Raw genomic sequence first — 22200 nt, forward strand, 5'->3', positions numbered from 1 at the left:
CCCTGGCCGATCGGACCAGGCGGACTACGCCGGTCAGGCGGACTACGCCGGTCAGGCGGACTACGCCGGTCAGGCGGACTACACAGACCGACCCGCACGAGACCGAGCGGCATACGCCGACCAGGCCAACTCCCCAGACGGGCCCGCGCGAGACCAGGCGGCATACGCCAGTCAGACCGACTCCGCAGACCGACCCGCGCGAGACCAGGCGACATACGCCGGCCAGACGGACTCCGCGGGCCGGCCCGCACGCCCGGAGCACCTTGGCCACGCCGGGCAGAGCGGGCAGGAGCATGCTGACGAGCCGGGCTCGTGGGACGTTCCGGGTAGCGGTGCGCGGGAAAGCCATCTGCGGCTGGTTCCGCCGGTCCAGGATGACGGCTGGGCCTCGCCTCGGGAAACCGCGGGAGAGGACAGCCGCCCGGGGTCGCCGGATCGGGGTGGAGCGGGACGTACCCCCGAATCTGGCAGTGCTTCCACGGCCTATCCGGCGCGGGTCTTCCCGCGAATCTTCGAGCCGCTGGAGCCCCCGGCGGAGATGCCCGGCCTCTTCGAATCCAGGAAGCCCGCGGCACCGGCGCCGTCGCTCTTCGAGCCGGTCCAGCACCGGCTCAGCGAGCCGCCCGCCGAGCAGCACGACGTTCGTAGCGCGGCCGAGCGCCTGTCGGCCCCGCCGATGGACACGACCGCGCCGCGGTCCGGCGACGCCACTCCGTGGTCCGCCACCGGCTCGCGGCAGCACGACCCGGAAGCCTCCCGGCCCGGCAGCCAGCAGCACGACCCCCGGAACACCGGCTGGCAGCAGCCCGAGAGCGCGGCGTCGCAGTCGGTCGATCGGGAGCAGTACGACCAGCCGGGCCGGTCCACCGGCTGGCAGCAGCCCGCCGACCAGCAGCAGCCGTGGCAGGCTGACCGGCAGCAGTCCGAATCGCAGACTGCCGACCAGCAGCCGTGGCAGACCGACCGGCAACAGCCCGACTTCCGGTCGGCCGGCCAGGAGTCGTGGTCGGCAGAGCAGCAGCAGGCCGAACCGACGCTGCCTCAGGAGCGTCCGTTCCTGCCGCGCTTCGCGGTCAGCAAGCCGGAGAACACGCGGTTCCCTGCCACGCCGGAGGCCGACCCGCCGCAGGGTCTGATCACTCCGCGGTTCCCCACCGGCGGTCCTCCGCAGCCGGACGGCGCCGATCACCTGCCGGAAGCCGGCGTGTTCCCGCTGCCGGTGCGCCCGGCGGGGTCCGGATCCGCCGCCACCGGCGATGCCGCGGAGCAGGACACGACCGCATTCTCCCTGCCGACTCGCCCGGCGGCGGCCGGATCCCTCGGCACGGGCAGTGCCGCGGAGCAGAACACGCGCGCATTCTCACCGCCGGCGCGCCCGGCGGGGCCCGGCTCCACATCCACCGGCACCAGCAGCGGCGCAGATCAGGACACCAGCGCGTTCCCGCTGCCAGGGCACCCGGCGGCGGCCGGATCCACGTCCACCGGCGGCACCGGTCCGGTCGACGCACCCACGGCGGAGAACATCGTCACCTCGTCTGCCGGTACCGGAGCGGCGACGACCGGAGCGCAGCCGGACACCTCATGGCCGGCCTCGGGCGACGATTCATGGCAGCAGCGAAGCGCGACCGCAGGGCCGTCCTGGCAGCGCGCCGAGGACGCTCCCCCGACGACGACCGACACCTCCTGGCTGCAGCCGGACGCCGGCGCCGGATCGGTGGGCGCGGCCGAGCCGACCTGGCAGCGGGCCGAGGATCTGCCGCCGTTCCCCGCGCCGCCGACGACGACCGACACGCCCTGGGAGCGGCAGGACTTCGGCGGGTCGCTGTTCGGGTCCGATTCCGTGGCAGCCGTCCCGCAGCCGGATGCCTCCGCCGGTGACCCGGCCGTGGGCAGCGCCGATTCGTGGCCCGGCTCCGGCACGTCGCCGTTCACCGCCGATGCCCCCTGGCAGCAGCGGGACACGGCCACGCCGACGCCCACCGACCGGCAGCCGCCGGTCGCGACGCCCGCCGACGCTCCCTGGCAACAGCAGGCCACATCCCCGGGCGCGCCCTGGCAGCAGGAGACCGCACCGACGGACACGCCCTGGCAGCAGCAGAAGGCCGCGGACGCGCCCCGGCAGCAGCGGGATACGGCCGGATCTGGGCAGGATCCCTTCGCCGCGAGCCCCAAGGAGACCGGTTTCCCCTGGTCGGAAACCACTTCCGGCAGTACGGCCGGCAACGGTGCGAACGCGTCGGCTGCCGAGACCGTCCACGAGGGTGTGCTGCTGCCCCCGGAGGAGCCGCGGGCCGACCGGAACTCCTGGTCGACGCCGGGCTCCTGGGGTGCGGACGACGCCTGGGCGGCCACGGACGACTGGACGCCGACCGGGCCGCGGGCCGCGGGCCGCACCGCCGCACCGAACGAGGCCCGGCCCACGCCCGGCAGCGGCAACGACGCCCGGAGCACCGGCGGCGACGCCCGGACCGCACCCGGCGCCGGCAATGACGGCTGGGTCATGCCCGGCGCGGACGACGACGGCTGGAACGTCGGCGCCGTGCGGGCCGCCAAGCCCACCAGCCCGCCGCCTTCGGGCGCACCGGCCGCCGGGGACGACCAGCCGGACGAGCAGAAGCCGGAGAAGCGCCGTCGCGGTCTCTTCCGTCGGCGTAACCAGCCGCCGCAGGCCATTCCGGCCGAGCCGGTCCCGTTGCGCGACGAGGAGTACGTGGACTGGGTCAGCGGCCTCGGCGACCGATCCGCCGACGACTAGATCCGGACCTGAAGGGCCCGGTGGCGATCGTCGCTACCGGGCCCGAGCCGGTTCAGGGCGTGGTCAGCGGCAGGTACACCCGCCCGCCCGACGCGAGGAATTCCTCGGACTTCTCGTGCATGCCGCGCTCCGCGTACCCCCGGAGCTCTTGGCTGATCTTCATGCTGCAGAACTTGGGGCCGCACATCGAGCAGAAGTGCGCGGATTTGGCGGGCGTGGCGGGGAGGGTCGCGTCGTGGTACGACCGGGCCGTCTCCGGGTCGAGCGACAGGTTGAACTGGTCCTCCCAGCGGAATTCGAACCGTGCCTTGGAGAGCGCGTCGTCCCAGGCCTGCGCGCCCGGATGCCCCTTGGCCAGGTCCGCCGCGTGGGCCGCGATCTTGTAGGCGATCACGCCGGCCTTCACGTCGTCGCGGTCCGGCAGTCCGAGGTGTTCCTTGGGCGTGACGTAGCAGAGCATCGCCGTGCCGAACATGCCGATCATGGCGGCGCCGATCGCGGACGTGATGTGGTCGTACGCCGGCGCGATGTCCGTGGTCAGCGGCCCGAGCGTGTAGAACGGCGCCTCGTGGCACAGCTCCTGCTGAAGGTCCACGTTCTCCTTGATCTTGTGCATGGGCACGTGTCCCGGCCCTTCGATCATGACCTGGACGTCGTGCTCCCAGGCGATCGTGGTGAGCTCGCCGAGCGTGCGCAGCTCCGCGAACTGGGCCTCGTCGTTCGCGTCCGCGATGGACCCGGGCCGCAGCCCGTCACCGAGGGAGAATGTGACGTCGTAGCGGGCCAGGATCTCGCACAGCTCCGCGAAGTGCGTGTAGAGGAAGTTCTCCTCGTGGTGGGCGAGGCACCAGGCCGCCATGATCGAGCCGCCGCGCGAGACGATCCCGGTGACCCGGTCGACGGCGAGCGGCACGTAGGCGAGCCGCACCCCCGCGTGCACGGTCATGTAGTCGACGCCCTGTTCGGCTTGTTCGATCACGGTGTCCCGGTAGATCTCCCAGGTCAGCGCGACCGGATCGCCGCCGACCTTCTCCAGCGCCTGGTAGAGCGGCACCGTGCCGATCGGGACCGGCGAGTTCCGGACGATCGCCTCGCGCGTCTCGTGGATGCGTTTGCCGGTGGAGAGGTCCATGACCGTGTCCGCGCCCCAGCGCGTGGCCCAGCTCATCTTCTCCACCTCCTCCGCGATGGACGAGGTGACCGCGGACGTGCCGATGTTCGCGTTGACCTTCACCAGGAACGCCTTACCGATGATCATCGGCTCGATCTCCGGGTGGTTGATGTTGGCGGGCAGCACGGCGCGGCCGGCCGCGATCTCGTCCCGGACCAGCTCCGGCGCGACGCCCTCGCGGATCGCCACGAACTCCATCTCCGGCGTGACGGTGCCGGCCCGCGCGTAGGCGAGCTGGGTCGGCCTGGTCCCGGCCAGCGGCGTGCCGGGCCCGCGCACCGGGGCCACGTCGCCGCGTGCGGCGATCCACGGCCCGCGCAGTGCCGGCAGGCCGATCTCCGGGTCGCTGCCCGGCCCGGACGTGTCGTAGAGCCGCACCGGCTCCGTGCCGTCGGTCAGATCGACGCAGGCAAAGGGCACCCTGACGCCGGGGTTCTGACCGTCCACATAGGACTTACGTCGTACAGAGGTCATGGGGGTTCCTCCCGCAGAGAGTTAGGAAACGGACCAGCCGAAGTGATCGATCGGGCCGCGGCCGGCGCCGACCTTCCAGTCACGCGCGCCGCGCAGCCCCGTGGCCACGTACTTCTTCGCGACGGCCAGCGCCGCCGCCAGGTCGTCACCGTGCGCGAGCCGAGCCGCGACCGCGGCCGAGAACGTGCAGCCGGTGCCGTGGTCGTTGTCGGTCCGCACCCACGGCGACCGCAGGAACCGGATCTCGCCGCCGCTGCACAGCACGTCCACCGCGTGGCCGTCGGCCTCGCCGCCGGTCACCACCACGTGCCGCGCGCCGCCGGACGCGATCTCCCGCGCGGCCGCCGCCATCTCGTCCGGACCACGGACCGGCGCGCCGACCAGCGCGGACGCCTCGTCCCGGTTCGGCGTGACGAGCAGCGCGAACGGCAGCACGCGCTCCACCACGGCCAGCGCGCCGAGCCTGTGCCCGCTGGTCGCGTAGAGCACCGGGTCCAGCACCAGCTGCGGCAGCAGTCCGTCGCGGGCGCGCGCGGCCACCTCGGCCGCCACGCCGTCGCCGCCCAGCATGCCGACCTTCACGGCCGCGACCTGCATGTCGTCGTGCACGGCGTCGATCTGGGCGCCGACCACCGCGCCGGGCAGCGGGTGCACGTCCAGGACGCCGCGCGTGTTCTGCGCCGTGATCGCCGTGATCGCGGACGTGCCGAAGACGCGCAACGCCGCGAACGTCTTCAGGTCCGCCTGGATCCCGGCGCCACCGCCCGAGTCCGAGCCCGCGATCGTCATCGCCACCGGAGGCGTGCCCACGCCGTTCACGCGGACACCAGCTCGGCGACCAGGGCCGCGGGGTCGGACGCACGCATCACGGCACCCATCACGGCCACGCCGTCCGCGCCCGCGTCGAGACAGACCCGCACCTGCGCCCCGGTCTCGACACCCCCAAGGGCAAAAACCTTCGCGGGGGTACGCGAGGAGAGCCGCCTCAGCCCGGCCGGGCCGAGCTCCGGCCCGTACCCCGGCTTGGATCTGCTCGCGAAGACCGGCGACACGGTGACGTAGTCCTCCGTGGTCAGCCGCGACAGCTCGCCCTCGTCATGGCACGAGCGCCCGACCAGGGGGAACGCCGGTGGTGGAAACGGCCCGGCCGCGCTCAGGTGCACGGCGTCGCCGCCCAGCGGGTCAGGCCCGGCCACGATCAGCCGCCCGCCCGCCGGTGTCAGGATCGCCCTCAGCTCATCCGCCAGCCTCCTCCGTGTCGTCGCCGGCAGGTCCTTCTCCCGGAGCAGCACCCACCGCGCGCCGCCCCGGACCGACCCTTCCACGACCGACACCAGGTTGTCCCGGGCCTGCGCACGATCGGTCACGATGATGACCGCGCTCATAGGTCCGGCCGCCCCTCGTCCGGTGTGGAGGCGAGCGCGTGGAAGCGTCGCGGGATGCGGCCCGCGCGCGCGGCCAGGTATCCGGCCTCAACCGCCAGGCGCATCGCGGTGGCCATCCGCTCCGGGTCCTCCGCCCTGGTCACGGCGCTGGCCAGCAGCACCGCGTCGCAGCCGAGCTCCATCGCGAGCGCCGCGTCCGAGGCGGTTCCCAGCCCGGCGTCGAGGATCACCGGCACGTCCACGGCCTGGCGCAGCAGCCGCAGGTGGTGCGGGTTGCCGATGCCGAGCCCGGAGCCGATCGGCGAGCCGGCCGGCATGACCGCGGCGCACCCGGCGTCCGCGAGCCGGCGGGCCAGGATCGGGTCGTCGTTCGTGTACGGCAGCACCGTGAACCCGTCCGCGACCAGGCGTTCCGCGGCCGGGACCAGCTCCACGCCGTCCGGCAGCAGCGTCCGCTCGTCGCCGATCACCTCAAGCTTGATCCACGGCGTGCCGAACGCCTCGCGGGCCAGGTGCGCCAGCTTCACCGCCTCGGTCGCGGTACGGCAGCCGGCCGTGTTCGGCAGCAGCCGCACGCCGGTCCGCGCCACCACGTCCAGTAGCCCATCTGCTGATTTCTGCGCATTTATCCGGCGTAGCGCGACCGTCACCATCTCCGTGCCCGACGCCTTGACCGCGCGTTCCAGCACGTCCAGGTTTGCCGCGCCGCCGGTGCCCAGGATCAGCCGCGAACCGAACCGCTCGCCGCCCACCACCAGGTCATCCATGATCATCACCCGCCCTGCGCCGCGCTGAGCACCTCGATGCGGTCCCCGTCGGCCAGCGGCGTCTCCGCCCACTGCCCGCGCGGCACCACCTCACCGTTCACCGCGACCGCCACGCCCCGACGCAGCCCGGTCAGCTCCACCACCGCGTCCGCGACCGTCGTTCGTCCCGCGAGATCTCGGTCGTCGCCGTTCACCGTCACGCGCATGCCACCCTCCGTTCCGTGAATCTGGCCGCCTCGAACGCGTCCGGCAACGCCACGCCGTCCACCAGCAGCCCCGCGATCAGGTCAGCCGTGACCGGGGTCAGCAGGATCCCGTGCCGGTAGTGGCCGGTCGCCACCACCACCTCGCGCGAACCCGTCCGCCACCCGCCCAGGATCGGCCGGTTGTCCGGTGTGCCCGGTCGTGCGCCGGACTGCGCCTCCACCAGCGCGTACTCCTCGATCTCCGGGATCAGGTCCGCGGCCGCGCGCAGCAGCTCCAGCACGCCGCCCGCGGTCACGGCGCCGTCCGCCCGCTCGTGCGACGTCGCACCCAGCACCACCTCGCCGTCCCGCCTCGGCACCAGGTAGATCTCGCGGCCGTCCGCGTACCCCCTGATCACGTGCCGGAAGCCCGGGTCACCGCCGGGTGCGCGCAGCCGCAGCACCTCACCCCGGACCGGACGCACCGGCAGCCCGGTCAGCCGTGCCGCACCGCAGCCGGCCGCGACCACCACCCGGTCCGCATACACCTCGCACACGTCCGCAACGCGCCGGCGCACGAACCGCACGCCCGCACGCCCGGCCGCGATCCGCAGCGCGGACGTCAGCCGCCTCGGGTCGACCTGGTGATCGCCGGGCGCCAGCGCGCCGCCACGCACCCTCGGGCTCAGCACCGGCTCCAGTTCGCGCAGCGCCGACGGCGTCAGGCGGTCGATCCCCAGACCCAGATCGCGCTGGTACGCCGTGATCCGCACCGCCGCCGCCAGGTCATCCGCGGTGAGCGCCACGACCAGCGTGCCCTCGGCCCGGTATCCGACCTCCGCGCTCGCGGCCGCCTCCAGCTCCGCGGCGAACCCGGGCCAGCGCGCGGCGGAGTCGGTCAGCAGCGCGGTCAGCTCCGGCTCACCGAAGCAGGACTCCCCGACCGGCGCCAGCATGCCGGCCGCGACCTCCCACGCGCCGGTCCGTTCGCCGATCGCCTTCCGGGCCGGCGGCCGCTGCCCGTCCTCCGGCGTCGCGTCGTCGTAGACCGCCACGTCCAGGCCACGTTGCGCACACCGCCACGCGACGGCCAGCCCGATCGGCCCGCCGCCGACGATCCCGAGATCCACCCGCCCCGCCCGCCGTCCGATGCTCATGCCACGCCCCCTCGGCCGTCGTTCCGCACGACGCCGACGCGCTGCGGAACACCGGTGTCCTGCGGTGCGCCGTCCTTCTGCCGAACGCCGACGTTCGGTGCGGCAGCCACATTCGGTGCGGGAGCTGCATTCGGTGCGGCGGCGGCCAGCTCCTGGAGAAGCTCCGACACCGCCCGGCCCGGGTCCGCCGCGCCGCTGACCGCGCCGACCACCGCCACCCCGTGTGCGCCCGCCGCGACCAGCTCGGCCACCCGCTCCCGCGTCACACCCGCGATCGCAATCACCGGAATCGGCACCGCGGCCGCGACCAGCGCGAGCCCGCCCGGTCCGAGCGGCGTGGGCAGCCCGGTCTTCGTGCTGGTCAGATAGCAGGGGCCGACGCCCAGATAGGACGCTCCGTCCACCGCCGCGGCCAGCCCGGAGGCAGCCACCCGCGCGGTCGCGCCGAGGATCGCGTCCGGCCCGAGCACGCGCCGCGCCGCCGTGACCGGAAGGTCCAGCGCGCCCACGTGCCCGCCGGCCGCACCCGCCGCGACCGCCACGTGCAACCGGTCGTTGACCAGGCAGGTCGCACCGGCCGCCGCGCACAGCTCACGGACGCGGACCGCGAGGTCGTAGGCGTCGCGATCGGTCGCGTCGTCCTCCACGCGCACCTGCACGACGAGCGGCCCCGCCGTGGCACGGACGCGCTCGCCCGCGCTCGCATGGGCGGTCAGCGCGGCACGCACGCATCCGATCGGATCCCGTCCGGGACGTGTGTCGGTGATGAGATGCAGTCGTCCTAGGGTCGAGTCCACATCGTCCACTCCTCCCTGCGCCGGCATGACCCGGATCAGGTTCGACGGTCGGGGGCTGCAGCCCCCCTCTCAGCCCGGTGCACCGGACTCCCGTGGGGTTTGTTGTGTTCCGTGGCCGACCATACGCCGACGATTACGGAGACGTAAAGTCCCGTGACGCAGCGCTCAGAACCTTGCGCACGCCGGCCGGGCGCGGCCAGAATCGCGCGGGCGCGGTCAGGCCACGTCCCAGACCGGCTCCGGCGTCTCGACGACCTCGCCGTCCCCCTGGAACAGCACGAACCGGTCGAACGAGCGCGTGAACCAGCGGTCGTGCGTGACCGCCAGGACCGTGCCGTCGAACGCCTTCAGGCCCTCCTCCAGCGCCTCCGCGGACGCCAGGTCCAGGTTGTCCGTCGGCTCGTCGAGCAGCAGCAACGTGGCGCCGGACAGCTCCAGCAGCAGCACCAGGAAGCGCGCCTGCTGGCCGCCGGAGAGCGTGCCGAACCGCTGATCGCCCTGCGCGGCCAGCTCGTACCGGTTGAGCACCCGCATCGCGCCGTGCCGGTCCATGCCGGAACGGTGCTCGTCACCACGCCAGAGGATCTCGACCAGGGTACGTTCGCGCAGCTCAGGACGGTCGTGCGTCTGCGAGAAGTGGCCGGGCCGCACGCGGGCGCCGAGCCGGGCCACACCGCCGTGCGGGACCGGTTCCAGCGCCGTGCCGGAGATCGGCATGCTGTCCGGCTCCGGGTCGGTGCCGCCGCGCGCGAGCAGGCGCAGGAAGTGCGACTTCCCGGTGCCGTTCGCGCCGAGCACGGCCACCCGGTCGCCGTACCAGATCTCCAGGTCGAACGGGTACGTCAGCCCGTCCATCTCCAGCTGCTCGCAGACGATCGCGCGCTTGCCGGTGCGCCCGCCGCCGAGCCGCATCGCGATGTCCTGGTCCTTCGGCGGCAGCGGCGGCGCGCCCGCCTCCTCGAACTTGCGCAACCGGGTCTGCGCCGCCTGATAGCGCGACGCCAGCCCGTCGTTGAACGCGGCCTTGTTCTTCAGCGTCAGCACGAGTTCGCGCAGCTTGACGTGCTCCTCGTCCCAGCGCCGCCGGGCCTCCTCCATCCGCTCGTGCCGGGCGCCGCGCGCGGCGTGCCAGCTGGCGAACCCGCCCGGATGCGTCCACGCGCCGCCGCCCTCGACCGCGACCACCCGGTCCGCGGTCTGGGCCAGCAGTTCCCGGTCGTGCGAGACGTAGAGCACCGACTTGCCGGACTCGCGCAGCCGCGCCTCCAGCCAGCGTTTGCCGGGCACGTCGAGGAAGTTGTCCGGCTCGTCCAGCAGCAGCACCTCGTCCGTGCCACGCAGCAGCAACTCCAGCGCGAACCGCTTCTGCTGGCCGCCGGAGAGCGTGGCGACCGGGCGGTCACGGACGCCGTCCCACGGGAGCTTGAGCGCGGCGACGCTGGCGGTGTCGAACGTGACCTCGGCGTCGTATCCGCCGGCCTCGCCCCAGGCTGCCAGCGCGGAGGCGTACCCCATCTGGGTCTTCTCGATCGTGGCCTGTAACGCGCCGTCGCTCTCCGCGCGGTGCATGGCGGTCTCCGCCGTGGCCAGACGTGCGCCGGCCTCGCGCAGCGCCGGCGGGGAGAGCGACAGCGCCAGCCCGCCGAGCGTCGTCTCGTCCGCGATCATGCCGATGAACTGGCGCATCACGCCGAGGCCGCCGACCCGCGCGATCGCGCCCTCCTGCACCGCCAGGTCCCCGGCGATCATGCGCAGCAGCGTCGTCTTGCCGGCCCCGTTCGGCCCCACGAGCGCGATCTTGGCACCTTCGCCGACGCGGAACGAGACGTCCTCGAACAGCACCCGCCCATCGGCCAGCGTGTGTCCCGCTCCGGCCACGTCCACATATCCCACGGGCGGATAATCTCCGATTCAGTACGGCGTCGACCAGCGGTTTTTCTGTTACGGGCGGCTGACCCGCAGCACGCGGTAGCCCTTCTGGCTCGCGTGCCGCTCGACCTCCCAGCCGAGGTCCACCAGCCACTGGTGCAGCGAGTCGCCGCCCAGGTGCCGCGCGATGACCAGCCAGGCCACTCCGTGCGGCGCGAGCCGCGGCAGCCAGCGCGTGAGCATCTCGTGCAGCTCCGCCTTGCCGACGCGGATCGGCGGGTTGCTCCAGATCTGATCAAAAACCACATCAGGGGGTACGTCGTCAGGGGTGCCCACCCGGACCCGGTCCGACGCGCCGAGTCGCTTCGCGTTCTCGGCCGTGAGCTCGCGGGCGCGCGCGTTGACGTCCACCGCGTAGACGGTCGCGGACGGCACCTCGGCCGCCAGCACGGCCGTGATCGGGCCGAAGCCGCACCCGAGATCGAGGAACGATCCGGATGTGTCCGGTTCGGGGAGGAATGCCTTTTTGAGCAGAACGGCGGTTCCGGGGTCCAGCCGGGCCGCCGAGAACACGCCACGCGCTGCGACGAGGGCGTAGTCCCGCCCCTGGACGGTGAACGACACCTCGTGCCGCTCCGCGGGGGCGGCGGGCTCAGCGCTGAAGTAATGCTCGGCGGTCACGCCCCGCATTCTTCCCTCCCGCCCAAGACCATCTGAACCCACCCTCCACCGCCCGGATAGAGCAAATTGTCCAATCTGTCGACTGGCGCGCTATGTGGATAGAGGCGCGTGGGCCGGAATGTCCATTACCCTGTGCGACATGGCGTACGGGCAGCACGGCGAGGCGGAGGACGGCCGCCCACCCGCGGAACACGAACCCCGCTCGCGCCGCGCCGAGTGGTCCGCCCTCAACGCCCCCGGCCCCGACGTCAAACTCTGGGACACCGACCGTGGCGCGCCTCCCGGCCGCCGTGGTGCGGCCTCGGACTACTGGCCTTCGTACGACGATCCGGAGGCCGCCCCCGCCGGCGGTCGGCGGCGCGCGCCCGAGGCACCCGGCGGCCGCCGGCGCGCCGAGCCGTCCGGCGGTGGACTCGCCGGTGGCGATGCGGCTCCCGGGCTGATCGCCGGCCTCTCGGCGCCGTCAGGAGCGGGGCTTCCAGGGCTGTCACCGCAGAGTCCGGCGGGCACTCCGGCCGGGGAACAGGGTCCGCTCAGGGCCGAGCCTCCGGCAGGGCGCCGGGCCGCACCGGAGCCCGGGTCCGGGCCGAGGTCCGATTCAGGGCCGGGTTACGGTTCCGGGCCGGCAGGCCAGGGCACAGGGCGCCGGGCTGCGCCGGAATCGGCTTCCGCGCCGGCCGTCGGCGCCGGATCGGCCGGCCAGGGTGGTGCGGGGCGGCCGGCCGCGCCAGAGGTTCCGGGACACACCGTCACGCCGGTTCCGGCGCTCGGCGACCATCAGACGACCCGGGACGACGCCGCGGCCTTCATCCGGCAGGCAGCCGGAAACGGGCCGTCCGGGCGACGCGCCGCACCGGGAGACGCCGCTGCCGGCCTCGCCCGACCCGACGAAACGGCCCCCGCCGTTCGGCGCGGCATCTCGGACGGCGCCGTCGCCGCGGGCCGCCGCGCGCTGCCGGACCAGCCACTGACTGCGGTTCCCGGCGGGCGACGCGGGCTTCCCCTCACCACGGCCTCAGGCGACGCTGCCGCGGCAGGCCGCCGCGCACTACCGGACCAGCCGCACACGGCAGTTCCCGGCGATGCCGTCCCCGCCGGGCAACGTGGGTTCCCGGACAGGACGGCCCCGGCCGGGCGTCGCGGGTTCCCCGGGGAAGAGGGCTCCCCCGCTTTCCCCGGCACCTCCTCCGCGGACGGGCGCGCGCTGCCGGACAGGGCGATCCCCGCGGACCGGCTCGCTGTCCCGCGCGGGACCTCGGGTGAGTCGCCCATCGCCGCGCGCCGGGCGGCCTCCGAGGAGGCGGCTCCCGCAGGCCGGCGGGCGCGCCTGGACGATTCGGCCACGCCGGGGCGTCGCAGCGCGGACGAGCCGCCTGGCACTGCACGCCGCGCCGCGCCGGATGACGGGCCCGCCGGCCGCAGAGCCGCCCCGGACACCGCGTGGTCCTCGCCTCCCGGCGGACGCCGCACCGCGCCCGACCACGATCCGGAGCCGCCGAGGGGCCGGCGAGCAGCACCACAGGATCCTCCCCCGGCCGCGGGCCGACGCGCCGCCGACAGCGCTGCTACCGGCGGCGGGTGGCAGGGGTCGCCGGAGTCCTCCGGCAGCGCCCCGACCCAGGGCGGTCGGCGGGCGGCTCCGGACGAGAGCCGGACCGGCAGACGTGCGGCGCCCAATGACAGCGAGGCCGGATCCCCAAGCAGCTCGTGGCAGCTTTCGGCAGGCGATTCCGGTGGCAGCCGGAAGCCGAGCGGGCGGCGGGCGGCTCCGGACGAAGACCGGACCGGCAGACGCACGACACCCGACGACGGTGAGGCCGACGCCGCAAGCGGATCCTGGCAGCTCTCGCCTGGCGATTCCGGTGCGAACCGGACACCCGGTGGGCGACGGGCGGCTCCGGACGAAGACCGGACCGGCAGACGCGCGACACCCGACGACGCCGCAAGCGGATCCTGGCGGCTGTCGCCAGGCGATTCCGGTGGCAACCGGATGCCGGGCGGCCGTCGGGCTGCGTCGGAGAACGAGCCGACCGGGCGGCGCGCCGCCCGGGAGCCCGGCGCGAGCGGTCCGCACGCGTTGCCCTCGGCCGCGTCGGGCCGGCGCGCCGCACCGGAGCCGGACACGTCCGGCTCGCACACGCTGCCGGACGGACCGTCCGGGCGACGTGCCGCACCTGAGCCGGGCGCCAGCGGCTCGCACGCGCTGCCCGGGGCCGGGCCCGGCCGACGGGCGGCACCCGAGCCCGGGGCCAGCGGGTCCCATGCTCTGCCCGAAGCCGCGTCCGGCCGACGAGCAGCTCAGCCGCTCGGAGCGAGCGGGTCCCGCACCGAGGCCGAGGCCTCCTCCGGCCGCCGTGTCTCGCCGCCGCCCGGCGCGAGCGGTTCTCACACGCTGCCCGAGACCGCGTCCGGCCGACGCGCGGCGCCCGAGCCGGGAGCCAGCGGCTCGCACGCATTGCCCGACGCGGTATTCGGGGGCCGCACAAGCGGTGGACCGCACGCGCCGTCGCAGCCTGCGGCGGGCCGCCGAGCCGCGCCCGGATCGGGCGTATCCGACCCGCACCCGCTCCCCGGCACCGCACCCGGGCAGCGTGGATCTCAAGGATCCGGCCCATACCCGCTCTCCGGCGCCGCACCGGGACAGCGTGGAGCGCAGGAATCGAACTCGCCCTCCGGCGCCGCACCGGGACAGCATGGCCCTCAGGGACCCCACCCGCTCTCCGGCGCCGCGCCCGGACAGCGTGGAGCGCAGGATTCGGCTGCCGGCGGCCCAGAGACGATGTCCGGCCGCCGGGCCCTGCCTGAGGCTCCGGCCGGACGGCGGGCAGCAGAGGATGCCACCGGGCGACGCGCGGGCGACGACACCGCAGGACGACGCGCGGCTGCCGAATCTGCTGGTCGGCGCACGTCCGACGAGCCCGCGGGGCGCCGTGCGGCCGACGATCCGTCGGTGCGTCGTGCCGTCGGCGGGCCGCCGGGGCGGAGTGAGGCCGATACCGGCCATCGGACCGCCCGCACCGCTGGAGCCGCCGGGATGCCGGCCGCCTGGTCGGCGCCGCCGGGCCGGAGCGGCGGGCCGCAGGGACATGATCCGCGTGGGCGGTTCTCGGCCGCGGAGGAGCGGGCGCAGGGCGGCGACCAGGCCGACCGTGGCGCCGGACCGTGGAACAGTCCGCCCGTCGAGCGGCGTGGCAGCGGACCCGACTCGCTCGGCGACCGGAACGCGGCGGGACACCTGCGGCCGCGTGACGGGCGCGCCACCACGCCGCCCGGATCCGAGAACGATCACCGCGCGGGTCAGAACGGTCGTCCCGGACGGGCCGCGATCCCCTCGCAGGTACCGCACGACGTCGCCGGCCCGTCGGGCGCGCGTACCCCGCCACCGTCGGCCGACCGTCCTCAAAGCTCTCAGGGGTCCAAGAACACTCAGGGCCCACAGCACCCCGGACAGCCCGCCGATCGCCCGGCACAGGGCTCCGCAAGGCCGCCGCAGGGCGCGGCCGGCCGCATGTCCCCCGGTGCCGGACCGGCCGGCGGCAGCCCCGCGGTCTCCGGACAAGCCCACACAGCCGGGCACGGCCAAGCAGCCACACACAGCCAAGCAGCCGGGCACGCCCAAACGTCCGGGCCCGTCTCGGCCTCCGGGAACGCCCCCGTCTCCGGCGGCGCACCGGTTCCCCCCGCGCGCGGCGGAGCATCCGTCCCCGCGCGGCCCGAGCTACCAGGACGACCCGGTCAGGCCGGACGCGCTCAGCCGCCCGGCCGCGCGTCCGCCGCCGTCCGCGGCCCAGGCTCCCCGCCGCCCCCGCCGACCGGCGCAGCCCACCCGCCGGCAGTCCACCCACCGACCGGCGCAGTTCGCCCGGCCGACGGCCCGAACCCGGCGTTCCGCCCCGGCCAGCAGCGTCCCGAGACGACCGGCGGCATCCGGACCGGCAACGCCCAGGTCCCCGAGGCCTCCGGCAGCATCCGCCTCGGCGCTGCCCAGGGCCCGGACACTCACGGCCCGGACCCCTCCGGCGTCTACCGGCCCGGCCGTCGTCCCGAGGCCGCCACCGGTCACCCGGATGCCTCCGGCAGCCACCGCTCCGGCGCGCTCGCCATCGGCCCCGGCCCGGATCGCGCGCCCCGGCAGCACCCGGGCGACCTCGACGAACCGCAGACGCCCGGCACCGCGCTGGCCGGCCGCCCGCCGAGCACCGTGGCCAGGATCAAGGCGCCCTCGGTCGTACCCACGCAGCCTGAAAAGCCTGAAAGCCCGGCCCCGGCGGCACCGCAGCGGCCGACGGGCGGGGCCGAGGAGAAGGCCGCGCCGGCGGCGGAGCCGCGGAAGCCCTGGCAGGTGCTGGTCGGCGCGCTGGCCGTGCTGGTCCTGGTGGGCGTGTGCGGGCTGAGCTCGTTCTTCATCCTGGCGGATGAGCGGAACAACGGCCGCGGCGCGCAGGCGTCGAACGCGAATCCGCAGGCCACGGCGCAGCCCCGGGACATCACGTCGCGGAGCGTGGACGGTGAGCCGCTGAGTACGAACGAGGTGTTCCCCGGCGATTCGATCGCGATCACCGCGCAGGAGCAGCCCTACCGCGTGCTGAAGACCGAGCAGCTGGACGACTGCGGCAAGGCCGCGGCCGGCGAGATTCCGCAGCTGCTCATCGATCTGGGCTGCAATCAGGTGGTGCGCGGCACGATGCGCTCGCCGGACGACGGCTACCTGGTCACGGCCGGCGTGTTCAACCTTGAGGACGAGACCGGCGCGAAGTGGGCGCATGAGCAGATCAAGGCGATGGTCGACGGCCAGAAGGGCCGCTTCTCCGGCATGAACGCAGGTGCCGGCACGGAGGCGGTGGAGCTGTCGTCCGCCCAGGTCGGGTGGAACATCCGCGGCCACTACCTGGCGTACTGCGTGATCGCGCGCGCGGACGGCGAGAAGATCATCGATGGTGACCCGCAGGCGCGCCGGATCCTCTACGACATGGTCGAGCTGCACCTGCGCAACGGCGTGCTGGAGAAGCGGGCGACGCAGCCGATCACGAACTGAGGGTCCGGATCTTCCGCGTCGCGTCCGCGCGCGCCGCGAACTCGGAGGCGTCCGGGTAGCCGACCGCGACCAGCGTCAGCCCGTGCGCGGGCGCGACCGTGACCTCGCTCGACCGCGCCGTGAGCCGCAGCAGCGAGGCCGGCCACTCCGGCGGGCGGCGGCCGTCGCCGACGTGCAGCATCGCGCCGACCAGGCTGCGCACCATGGCCTGGCAGAACGCGTCCGCCTGCACGGTCGCGACCAGCACGCCGTCGAGGTCACGGCCCCACTCCAGGCGGTTGATCGCCCGTACCGTGGTGGCGTGCTCCTTGCGGCGGCAGAACGCGGCGAAGTCGTGCTCCCCGAGCAGCCCGGCCGCGGCCGCGTTGAGCAGCCCGGGGTCGAGCGTGCGCGGCCAGGCCAGCGTGTCGTGCCGGCGCAGCGGCTCCGCGCCGTGCACCGCGTCCGTGACCCGGTAGTGGTAGCGGCGGAACGTGGCCGAGAACCGCGCGTCGAACGTGTCCGGCACCTCGGTGGCCGCGTGCACGCGCACGTCGCCCGGGAGCAGCGCGGCGAGCCGCCGCAGCAGCGAGGGCTGCAGGTCGTGCCAGGACTCGGCGGGCAACTCGATGTGGCACACCTGCCCGGTCGCGTGGACGCCCGCGTCGGTCCGGCCGGCGACGACCATGCGGAAGTCGGTGACCTCGCCGAACAGCCGCCCCAGCGCCTCCAGCACCGCGCCGGCGACGGTCCGCCGGGACGGTTGCACCGCCCAGCCGGAGAAGTCGGTCCCGTCGTAGGCGACGTCCAGGCGTACCCGCGGCATCAAGAACTCCTGATCTAGAAGCAGGGCCCGGTCCCCATGACGGAGACCGGGCCCTGCGGAAAAACAGACTTACTTGTCGTCGCCCTCGGCCTGCGTGCCCGGACCGTCGGCGTCCTTGTCGCCGGACGCCGAAACCGGCGCCTCGGAGTCCTGGTCCGCGTCGGCGGACGCCACCGGGGCGTCGTCCTCGCGGGTCAGGGCCTCGACCTTGTCCTGCTGCTTCGCGGCCTTCTTGGCGGCCTTGGACGGGCCGGTGACGGCCGCGACCTCAAGCGCCTCGACAAGCTCGATGATCGCCATCGGAGCGGCGTCGCCACGGCGCAGCCCGGTCTTCACGATCCGGGTGTAGCCACCGGGGCGGTTCTCGAACCGCGGCGCGATCTTGTCGAACAGCTCGAAGACCACGTCCTTGTCGGTGACGACGGTCAGCACCCGGCGGCGGGAGTGAAGATCTCCGCGCTTGGCCTTGGTGATGAGCTGCTCGGCCAGCGGACGCAGCCGCCGGGCCTTGGCTTCGGTGGTCTTGATCTTCCCGTGCCGGAAGAGCTCCGTGGCCAGGTTGGCCAGGATGTGCTTCTCGTGCGCGGGGCCGCCGCCGAGGCGGGCTCCCTTGGTAGGCGAAGGCATTTCGGTGCTCCCGGATTCGCTTCAGATTCAAGCCGGCGATCGTCAGAGCCGGCGGGGAAAGTTACAGCTGCTCGGTCTCGCGGTAGTCGTCGCTGTCGTAGTCGACCTCGCCGAACGAGTCCACGACATTGGTCGGGTCGAAGGAGGGCGCGGAGTCCTTCAGGCCCAGGCCCATGCCGGCCAGCTTCATCTTGACCTCGTCGATGCTCTTCTGACCGAAATTCCTTATATCCAGAAGATCGGCTTCCGTGCGACCGATGAGTTCGCCGACGGTGTTGATGCCCTCGCGCTTGAGGCAGTTGTACGACCGGACCGTGAGGTCCAGCTCCTCGATCGGGAGCGCCAGGTCGGCCGCCAGCTGCGCGTCCTGCGGGGACGGCCCGATGTCGATGCCCTCGGCGGTCTCGTCCAGCTCACGGCAGAGACCGAACAGCTCGACCAGGGTCGAGCCGGCGGACGCGAGCGCCGTACGCGGAGAGATGGACGCCTTGGTCTCGACGTCGATGATCAGCCGGTCGAAGTCCGTGCGCTGCTCGACACGGGTGGCCTCGACGCGGTAGGTCACCTTCATCACCGGCGTGTAGATCGAGTCGACGGGGATCCGCCCGATCTCCGCACCGGCCTGCTTGTTCTGCGCGGCGGTGACGTAACCACGGCCCCGCTCGACGGTCAGCTCCATGTCGAGCCGGCCCTTGCCGTTCAGCGTGGCCAGCTTCAGGTCGGGGTTGTGCACCGAGACGCCAGCCGGGGGCTGGATGTCGCCCGCGGTGACGTCGCCCGGACCCTGCTTGCGCAGGTACATGCTGACGGGCTCGTCGTGCTCGGAGCTGACGCACAGCTCCTTGACGTTCATGACGAGCTCGACCACGTCCTCCTTGACGCCCGGGATCGTGGTGAACTCGTGCAGCACGCCGTCGACCTTGATGCTGGTGACGGCCGCACCCGGGATCGAGGAGAGCAGGGTACGCCGGAGCGAGTTGCCGAGCGTGTAGCCGAAGCCGGGCTCGAGCGGCTCGATGATGAACTTCGAGCGGGTCTCGCTGATCGGCTCTTCGGAGAGGGCCGGCCGCTGGGTGATAAGCACAGAACTTCTTCTTTCGTTCGGGGCAGCCGCTATTTGCTGCCCAAACTTGACGACCGGCGGCACCCCGCGAGAGGTGCCGCCGGACAACAGCCTTACTTCGAGTAAAGCTCGACGATCAGCTGCTCCTGGACCTGCGTGTCAATGACCTGCCGGCTCGGGAGCGAGTGGACCAGAACCTTGAACTGGCTCGGGATCGACTCCAGCCACGCCGGGATCGTGCGGGAGCCGGCCTGGGCCGACGCGACAACGAACGGGGTCATCTCGCGAGACTTCTCGCGGACCTCGATGATGTCGTGCTCCTTGATCCGGTACGACGGGATGTCGACCTTCTTGCCGTTCACCAGGAAGTGACCGTGCTTGACCAGCTGCCGCGCCATGTCTCGCGACGAGGCCCAGCCGGCCCGGTAGACGGCGTTGTCGAGACGGGTCTCCAGGATCTGGAGCAGGACCTCACCGGTCTTGCCCTTCTTGGAGACGGCCTCGTCGTAGTAGCCGCGGAACTGCTTCTCCAGCACGCCGTAGACGCGGCGGGCCTTCTGCTTCTCGCGGTGCTGGAGCAGGTACTCCGACTCCTTGGTCCGACCACGGCCGTGCTGGCCGGGCGGGAACGGACGGGACTCGAAGGGGCACTTCGGTCCGTCGCACTTGCTGCCCTTGAGGAACAGCTTCATCTTCTCCCGCCGGCAGCGGCGGCAGTCGGCACCCGTGTAACGAGCCATCTTCTTCCTCTACCTCTCAGACCCGGCGACGCTTGGGCGGACGGCATCCGTTGTGCGGCTGCGGCGTGACGTCGGAGATCTGTCCGACCTCGAGGCCGACGGCCTGCAGCGAACGGATGGCGGTCTCCCGGCCGGAGCCAGGGCCCTTCACGAACACGTCGACCTTGCGCATGCCGTGCTCCATCGCGCGACGCGCGGCGGCCTCGGCGGCCATCTGCGCGGCGAACGGAGTCGACTTGCGAGAGCCCTTGAAGCCCACCTGGCCGGCCGAGGCCCAGGAGATGACAGCACCGGTCGGGTCCGTGATGGACACGATGGTGTTGTTGAAGGTGCTCTTGATGTGCGCCTGCCCGTGGGCGACGTTCTTGCGTTCCTTGCGCCGGACCTTCTTGACTGCGGCCCCAGCGCGTGCCTTGGGTGGCATAAGTTCTCTGCGCTCCTATATGGGTGAGATCGGGACTTACTACTTCTTGCCGGGCTTCTTCTTGCCGGCGACGGTGCGCTTCGGACCCTTGCGGGTACGCGCGTTCGTCCTGGTCCGCTGTCCGCGGACCGGCAGACCCCGGCGGTGCCGGATGCCCTCGTAGCAGCCGATCTCGACCTTGCGGCGAATATCCGCGGCGACCTCGCGGCGCAGGTCGCCCTCTACCTTGAAGTTCCCCTCGATGTAGTCGCGCAGCTGCACGACTTCCTCATCGGTGAGGTCCTTGGCGCGCTTGTTCGGGTCGATGCCGGTGGCGGCGAGCGCCTCGACGGCGCGAGTCCGTCCGACCCCGAAGATGTAGGTGAGCGCGATCTCCATCCGCTTTTCGCGGGGGAGGTCGACGCCGACTAGACGTGCCATGTGCGGGCGTACTCCTCGTGTTCTATTCGCGGAGGTCTGCGCCGTTCCCTCCCCCGCACTGGCGCGTCAGCGCCTGCCCGGCGGGGCCCCGGCCTCCGACCGGGGGTGTGCCGCGACGGATCGCGGCGGGAACGGACTCAATCAAGTTGTGCTGCGGGGACGCGTCGAGCCCCTACCGCCAGAGATCAGCCCTGACGCTGCTTGTGGCGCGGGTCTTCACAAATGATCATGACCCGGCCGTGCCGGCGAATGACGCGGCACTTGTTGCAGATCTTCTTGACGCTCGGCTTGACCTTCACGGTGCGCCTTTACTGGTTCATCCGTGTTCCCCACGCGGCAAGAACAGCCGCCCGGCGAGGCACGGGTGACGGACACAGGGATTTCCCGAACCGTCGATCAGTCAGCGGTGGGCCCTACTTGTACCGATAGACGATGCGCCCACGAGTGAGATCGTATGGAGAGAGTTCCACCACGACCCGGTCCTCGGGCAGAATGCGGATGTAGTGCTGCCGCATCTTGCCGCTGATGTGAGCCAGCACCTTGTGACCGTTGGCGAGCTCCACCCGGAACATTGCGTTCGGCAGTGGCTCGATCACTCGGCCTTCGATCTCGATGGCTCCGTCTTTCTTCGGCATATCCTCCGCTACCTGACGTTCGGTTATGGGACTTGCACACAACGCCGTTTCGCAGGACCGTGGGGTCCTACGCCAGCCGCGGCTCCCTCGACCATCGAAGCGCTGATGGACACGACGGAGTGGACGCTGCGCGCCAATCAACGAGTGTACGCCGCACGTAACATCGACACCAAACCGAGGTCACGTATCCCGCGGTCGGGTGTGTCGCGGCACCCCTATAACCGGATTTAACGGTACGAATCACTCATCGTCATCACGAATCTCGCGCGCCTTCTCGCGGCGGCGAGCCTCCTTACGCGCCTGCTTCGCGGCCCAGCGCTGCGGCTCGCCGTTCACCAGGCCCGCGATCGTGCCGACCACCAGCACCGCGCCCCACGGCCCGCCGACCCACGCCGGCCAGAAGTACGTCAGGTCGGCCTGCGCAACCGCGGAGACCGCCCACACCGTCGACGTGATGCCGAACGTCGCGGCCCACGGCGTCCAGTTCTCCGCCAGCCAGCGGCGGGTCGCGGTGGGATAGCGCCCGTCCGGCCGCGGCGCCCACTCCACCGCACTGTCGGCCGGGACCGCCAGCTGCTGCGCCGACGGCGGCGTCACACCGGGCAGATCGGTCAGCAGCCCGTCCAGCTCGCCGTAGGTCTTCGCGCCGTACGCCCGCTGCAACCGCTCGTCGAACTCCGCCAGATCTATCCGGCCCTCGTTGAGCGCGGTCCGCAGCCGCTCCGCGACCATCTCGCGATCAGCGTCCGCCGCACGCATCTCCTCGCGCCCCATGCGTTCCAGCATGGCACCGCCCGACAAGCCAAATCAAGATCATCCGTGGGTACGCCCTGGGCACTGCCCCCGCCATCGCGGAGAACCCGGCCCGCGTGCGCGAAGAAGCGCCGGCGGCAGCCTCCGCGCCGGTCCGGCCGCGTCGCGCGCCGCCGGGTGGGGCCGTGGCCACCGAGGGTGCCGCCAGTCCTCGGGCCCGCCTGCCCGCCCGGACCTCAGAACGACCGGCGGCTGGCTGTGCACCCGCCCACCTCCCGGACCCAGAACGACCAGCGGCGGCAGGCCACGCAACGGGTGCCAGCTGCCGGCACAGCCGCTCTTAAGCCTCCGCGCCTCAGAACGACCTGCGGCAGGCTGCGCGCCCTTCGCATGACCCGGGGCGCTGCGCGCCCGAAATTTCGGCATTTACCGGTTTTTAGGCTTCGCGGTCTTGCCC

At 72.9% G+C, this 22200-nt stretch carries 18 protein-coding genes, 1 pseudogene and 1 riboswitch; of the genes and pseudogenes, 1 reads left to right on the forward strand and 18 read right to left on the reverse strand.

Annotated elements, in window-relative coordinates:
* Positions 1-2807: 2807 nt before the first annotated feature.
* From thiC to OP04_RS27860, 9 genes and pseudogenes are all read right to left on the reverse strand, one after another.
* Positions 2808-4400: a phosphomethylpyrimidine synthase ThiC gene (thiC, locus tag OP04_RS27820; RefSeq protein ID WP_033342836.1), complete on the reverse strand. Its 1593-nt coding sequence runs from the start codon at positions 4398-4400 to the stop codon at positions 2808-2810.
* A gap of 21 nt (positions 4401-4421) precedes the next feature.
* The gene (gene thiD / locus OP04_RS27825; RefSeq protein WP_033342930.1) at positions 4422-5189 is read right to left on the reverse strand and encodes a bifunctional hydroxymethylpyrimidine kinase/phosphomethylpyrimidine kinase; all 768 of its coding nucleotides are present in this window, start codon (positions 5187-5189) and stop codon (positions 4422-4424) included.
* 26 nt (positions 5190-5215) lie between these two features.
* Positions 5216-5785 carry a thiamine phosphate synthase gene (locus OP04_RS27830; protein WP_033342837.1) on the reverse strand — a complete coding sequence of 190 codons (570 nt, stop codon included), beginning with the start codon at positions 5783-5785 and terminating at the stop codon, positions 5216-5218.
* A complete protein-coding gene (locus OP04_RS27835) occupies positions 5782-6552 on the reverse strand; it encodes a thiazole synthase (protein ID WP_033342931.1) in 771 nt (256 codons plus the stop codon). Before OP04_RS27835 ends, OP04_RS27830 begins: the two co-directional genes overlap by 4 nt.
* A gap of 5 nt (positions 6553-6557) precedes the next feature.
* Positions 6558-6758 (reverse strand): sulfur carrier protein ThiS, encoded by a 201-nt coding sequence (gene thiS, locus OP04_RS27840; protein ID WP_033342838.1) that lies wholly within the window; start codon positions 6756-6758, stop codon positions 6558-6560.
* Positions 6749-7894 (reverse strand): glycine oxidase ThiO, encoded by a 1146-nt coding sequence (gene thiO / locus OP04_RS27845; protein ID WP_051799205.1) that lies wholly within the window; start codon positions 7892-7894, stop codon positions 6749-6751. Before thiO ends, thiS begins: the two co-directional genes overlap by 10 nt.
* 146 nt (positions 7895-8040) lie before the next feature.
* Positions 8041-8718, reverse strand: a pseudogene (locus OP04_RS27850) (thiamine phosphate synthase); the annotation flags it as partial.
* Positions 8687-8795: riboswitch (TPP riboswitch) on the reverse strand. It overlaps the preceding pseudogene by 32 nt.
* Before the next feature lie 112 nt (positions 8796-8907).
* Positions 8908-10584: an ABC-F family ATP-binding cassette domain-containing protein gene (locus tag OP04_RS27855; RefSeq protein WP_033342839.1), complete on the reverse strand. Its 1677-nt coding sequence runs from the start codon at positions 10582-10584 to the stop codon at positions 8908-8910.
* 48 nt (positions 10585-10632) lie between these two features.
* Positions 10633-11241 carry a class I SAM-dependent methyltransferase gene (locus tag OP04_RS27860; RefSeq protein ID WP_033342934.1) on the reverse strand — a complete coding sequence of 203 codons (609 nt, stop codon included), beginning with the start codon at positions 11239-11241 and terminating at the stop codon, positions 10633-10635.
* A gap of 3508 nt (positions 11242-14749) precedes the next feature.
* Between OP04_RS27860 and OP04_RS53640 the strand changes: the two genes are divergently transcribed.
* Positions 14750-16276: a hypothetical protein gene (locus tag OP04_RS53640; protein ID WP_157240443.1), complete on the forward strand. Its 1527-nt coding sequence runs from the start codon at positions 14750-14752 to the stop codon at positions 16274-16276.
* Here OP04_RS53640 and truA read toward each other — a convergent pair.
* The 9 genes from truA to OP04_RS27905 all read right to left on the reverse strand — a co-directional run bounded on the left by truA (position 16266) and on the right by OP04_RS27905 (position 21764).
* The gene (truA, locus tag OP04_RS27870; RefSeq protein WP_033342840.1) at positions 16266-17081 is read right to left on the reverse strand and encodes a tRNA pseudouridine(38-40) synthase TruA; all 816 of its coding nucleotides are present in this window, start codon (positions 17079-17081) and stop codon (positions 16266-16268) included. The genes OP04_RS53640 and truA overlap by 11 nt on opposite strands.
* Before the next feature lie 69 nt (positions 17082-17150).
* Positions 17151-17708, reverse strand: a complete 558-nt coding sequence (gene rplQ / locus OP04_RS27875; RefSeq protein ID WP_033342841.1) for a 50S ribosomal protein L17 — start codon at positions 17706-17708, stop codon at positions 17151-17153.
* Positions 17709-17769: 61 nt separating this feature from the next.
* A complete protein-coding gene (locus OP04_RS27880) occupies positions 17770-18792 on the reverse strand; it encodes a DNA-directed RNA polymerase subunit alpha (protein ID WP_033342842.1) in 1023 nt (340 codons plus the stop codon).
* 92 nt (positions 18793-18884) lie between these two features.
* Positions 18885-19511, reverse strand: a complete 627-nt coding sequence (rpsD, locus tag OP04_RS27885) for a 30S ribosomal protein S4 (RefSeq protein ID WP_033342843.1) — start codon at positions 19509-19511, stop codon at positions 18885-18887.
* A gap of 16 nt (positions 19512-19527) precedes the next feature.
* Complete coding sequence (gene rpsK / locus OP04_RS27890) at positions 19528-19935, reverse strand: 30S ribosomal protein S11 (protein ID WP_033342844.1); 408 nt, start codon at positions 19933-19935, stop codon at positions 19528-19530.
* A 39-nt stretch (positions 19936-19974) separates the two neighbouring features.
* Positions 19975-20355 carry a 30S ribosomal protein S13 gene (rpsM, locus tag OP04_RS27895; protein ID WP_033342845.1) on the reverse strand — a complete coding sequence of 127 codons (381 nt, stop codon included), beginning with the start codon at positions 20353-20355 and terminating at the stop codon, positions 19975-19977.
* A 185-nt stretch (positions 20356-20540) separates the two neighbouring features.
* Positions 20541-20654, reverse strand: a complete 114-nt coding sequence (gene rpmJ / locus OP04_RS52075) for a 50S ribosomal protein L36 (RefSeq protein ID WP_085066825.1) — start codon at positions 20652-20654, stop codon at positions 20541-20543.
* A gap of 114 nt (positions 20655-20768) precedes the next feature.
* Positions 20769-20990, reverse strand: a complete 222-nt coding sequence (gene infA, locus OP04_RS27900; RefSeq protein WP_007073013.1) for a translation initiation factor IF-1 — start codon at positions 20988-20990, stop codon at positions 20769-20771.
* Between the two features lie 240 nt (positions 20991-21230).
* A complete protein-coding gene (locus OP04_RS27905; protein WP_232323762.1) occupies positions 21231-21764 on the reverse strand; it encodes a DUF1707 SHOCT-like domain-containing protein in 534 nt (177 codons plus the stop codon).
* Positions 21765-22200: the final 436 nt, after the last annotated feature.

The organism is Catenuloplanes japonicus (genome assembly GCF_000717135.1).
In the GTDB taxonomy this organism is placed as follows: Bacteria; Actinomycetota; Actinomycetes; order Mycobacteriales; family Micromonosporaceae; genus Catenuloplanes; species Catenuloplanes japonicus.

Coding starts and splice junctions, on each gene's coding strand:
- rpsK (WP_033342844.1), bottom strand. CDS start 19,935: ATGCCACCCAAGGCACGCGCTGGGGCCGCAGTCAAGAAGGTCCGGCGC.
- infA (WP_007073013.1), bottom strand. CDS start 20,990: ATGCCGAAGAAAGACGGAGCCATCGAGATCGAAGGCCGAGTGATCGAG.
- truA (WP_033342840.1), bottom strand. CDS start 17,081: ATGCCGCGGGTACGCCTGGACGTCGCCTACGACGGGACCGACTTCTCC.
- rpsM (WP_033342845.1), bottom strand. CDS start 20,355: ATGGCACGTCTAGTCGGCGTCGACCTCCCCCGCGAAAAGCGGATGGAG.
- thiO (WP_051799205.1), bottom strand. CDS start 7,894: ATGAGCATCGGACGGCGGGCGGGGCGGGTGGATCTCGGGATCGTCGGC.
- OP04_RS53640 (WP_157240443.1), top strand. CDS start 14,750: ATGTCCCCCGGTGCCGGACCGGCCGGCGGCAGCCCCGCGGTCTCCGGA.
- OP04_RS27905 (WP_232323762.1), bottom strand. CDS start 21,764: ATGGGGCGCGAGGAGATGCGTGCGGCGGACGCTGATCGCGAGATGGTC.
- OP04_RS27830 (WP_033342837.1), bottom strand. CDS start 5,785: ATGAGCGCGGTCATCATCGTGACCGATCGTGCGCAGGCCCGGGACAAC.
- thiC (WP_033342836.1), bottom strand. CDS start 4,400: ATGACCTCTGTACGACGTAAGTCCTATGTGGACGGTCAGAACCCCGGC.
- rpsD (WP_033342843.1), bottom strand. CDS start 19,511: ATGGCTCGTTACACGGGTGCCGACTGCCGCCGCTGCCGGCGGGAGAAG.
- thiD (WP_033342930.1), bottom strand. CDS start 5,189: ATGACGATCGCGGGCTCGGACTCGGGCGGTGGCGCCGGGATCCAGGCG.
- thiS (WP_033342838.1), bottom strand. CDS start 6,758: ATGCGCGTGACGGTGAACGGCGACGACCGAGATCTCGCGGGACGAACG.
- rplQ (WP_033342841.1), bottom strand. CDS start 17,708: ATGCCTTCGCCTACCAAGGGAGCCCGCCTCGGCGGCGGCCCCGCGCAC.
- OP04_RS27835 (WP_033342931.1), bottom strand. CDS start 6,552: ATGGATGACCTGGTGGTGGGCGGCGAGCGGTTCGGTTCGCGGCTGATC.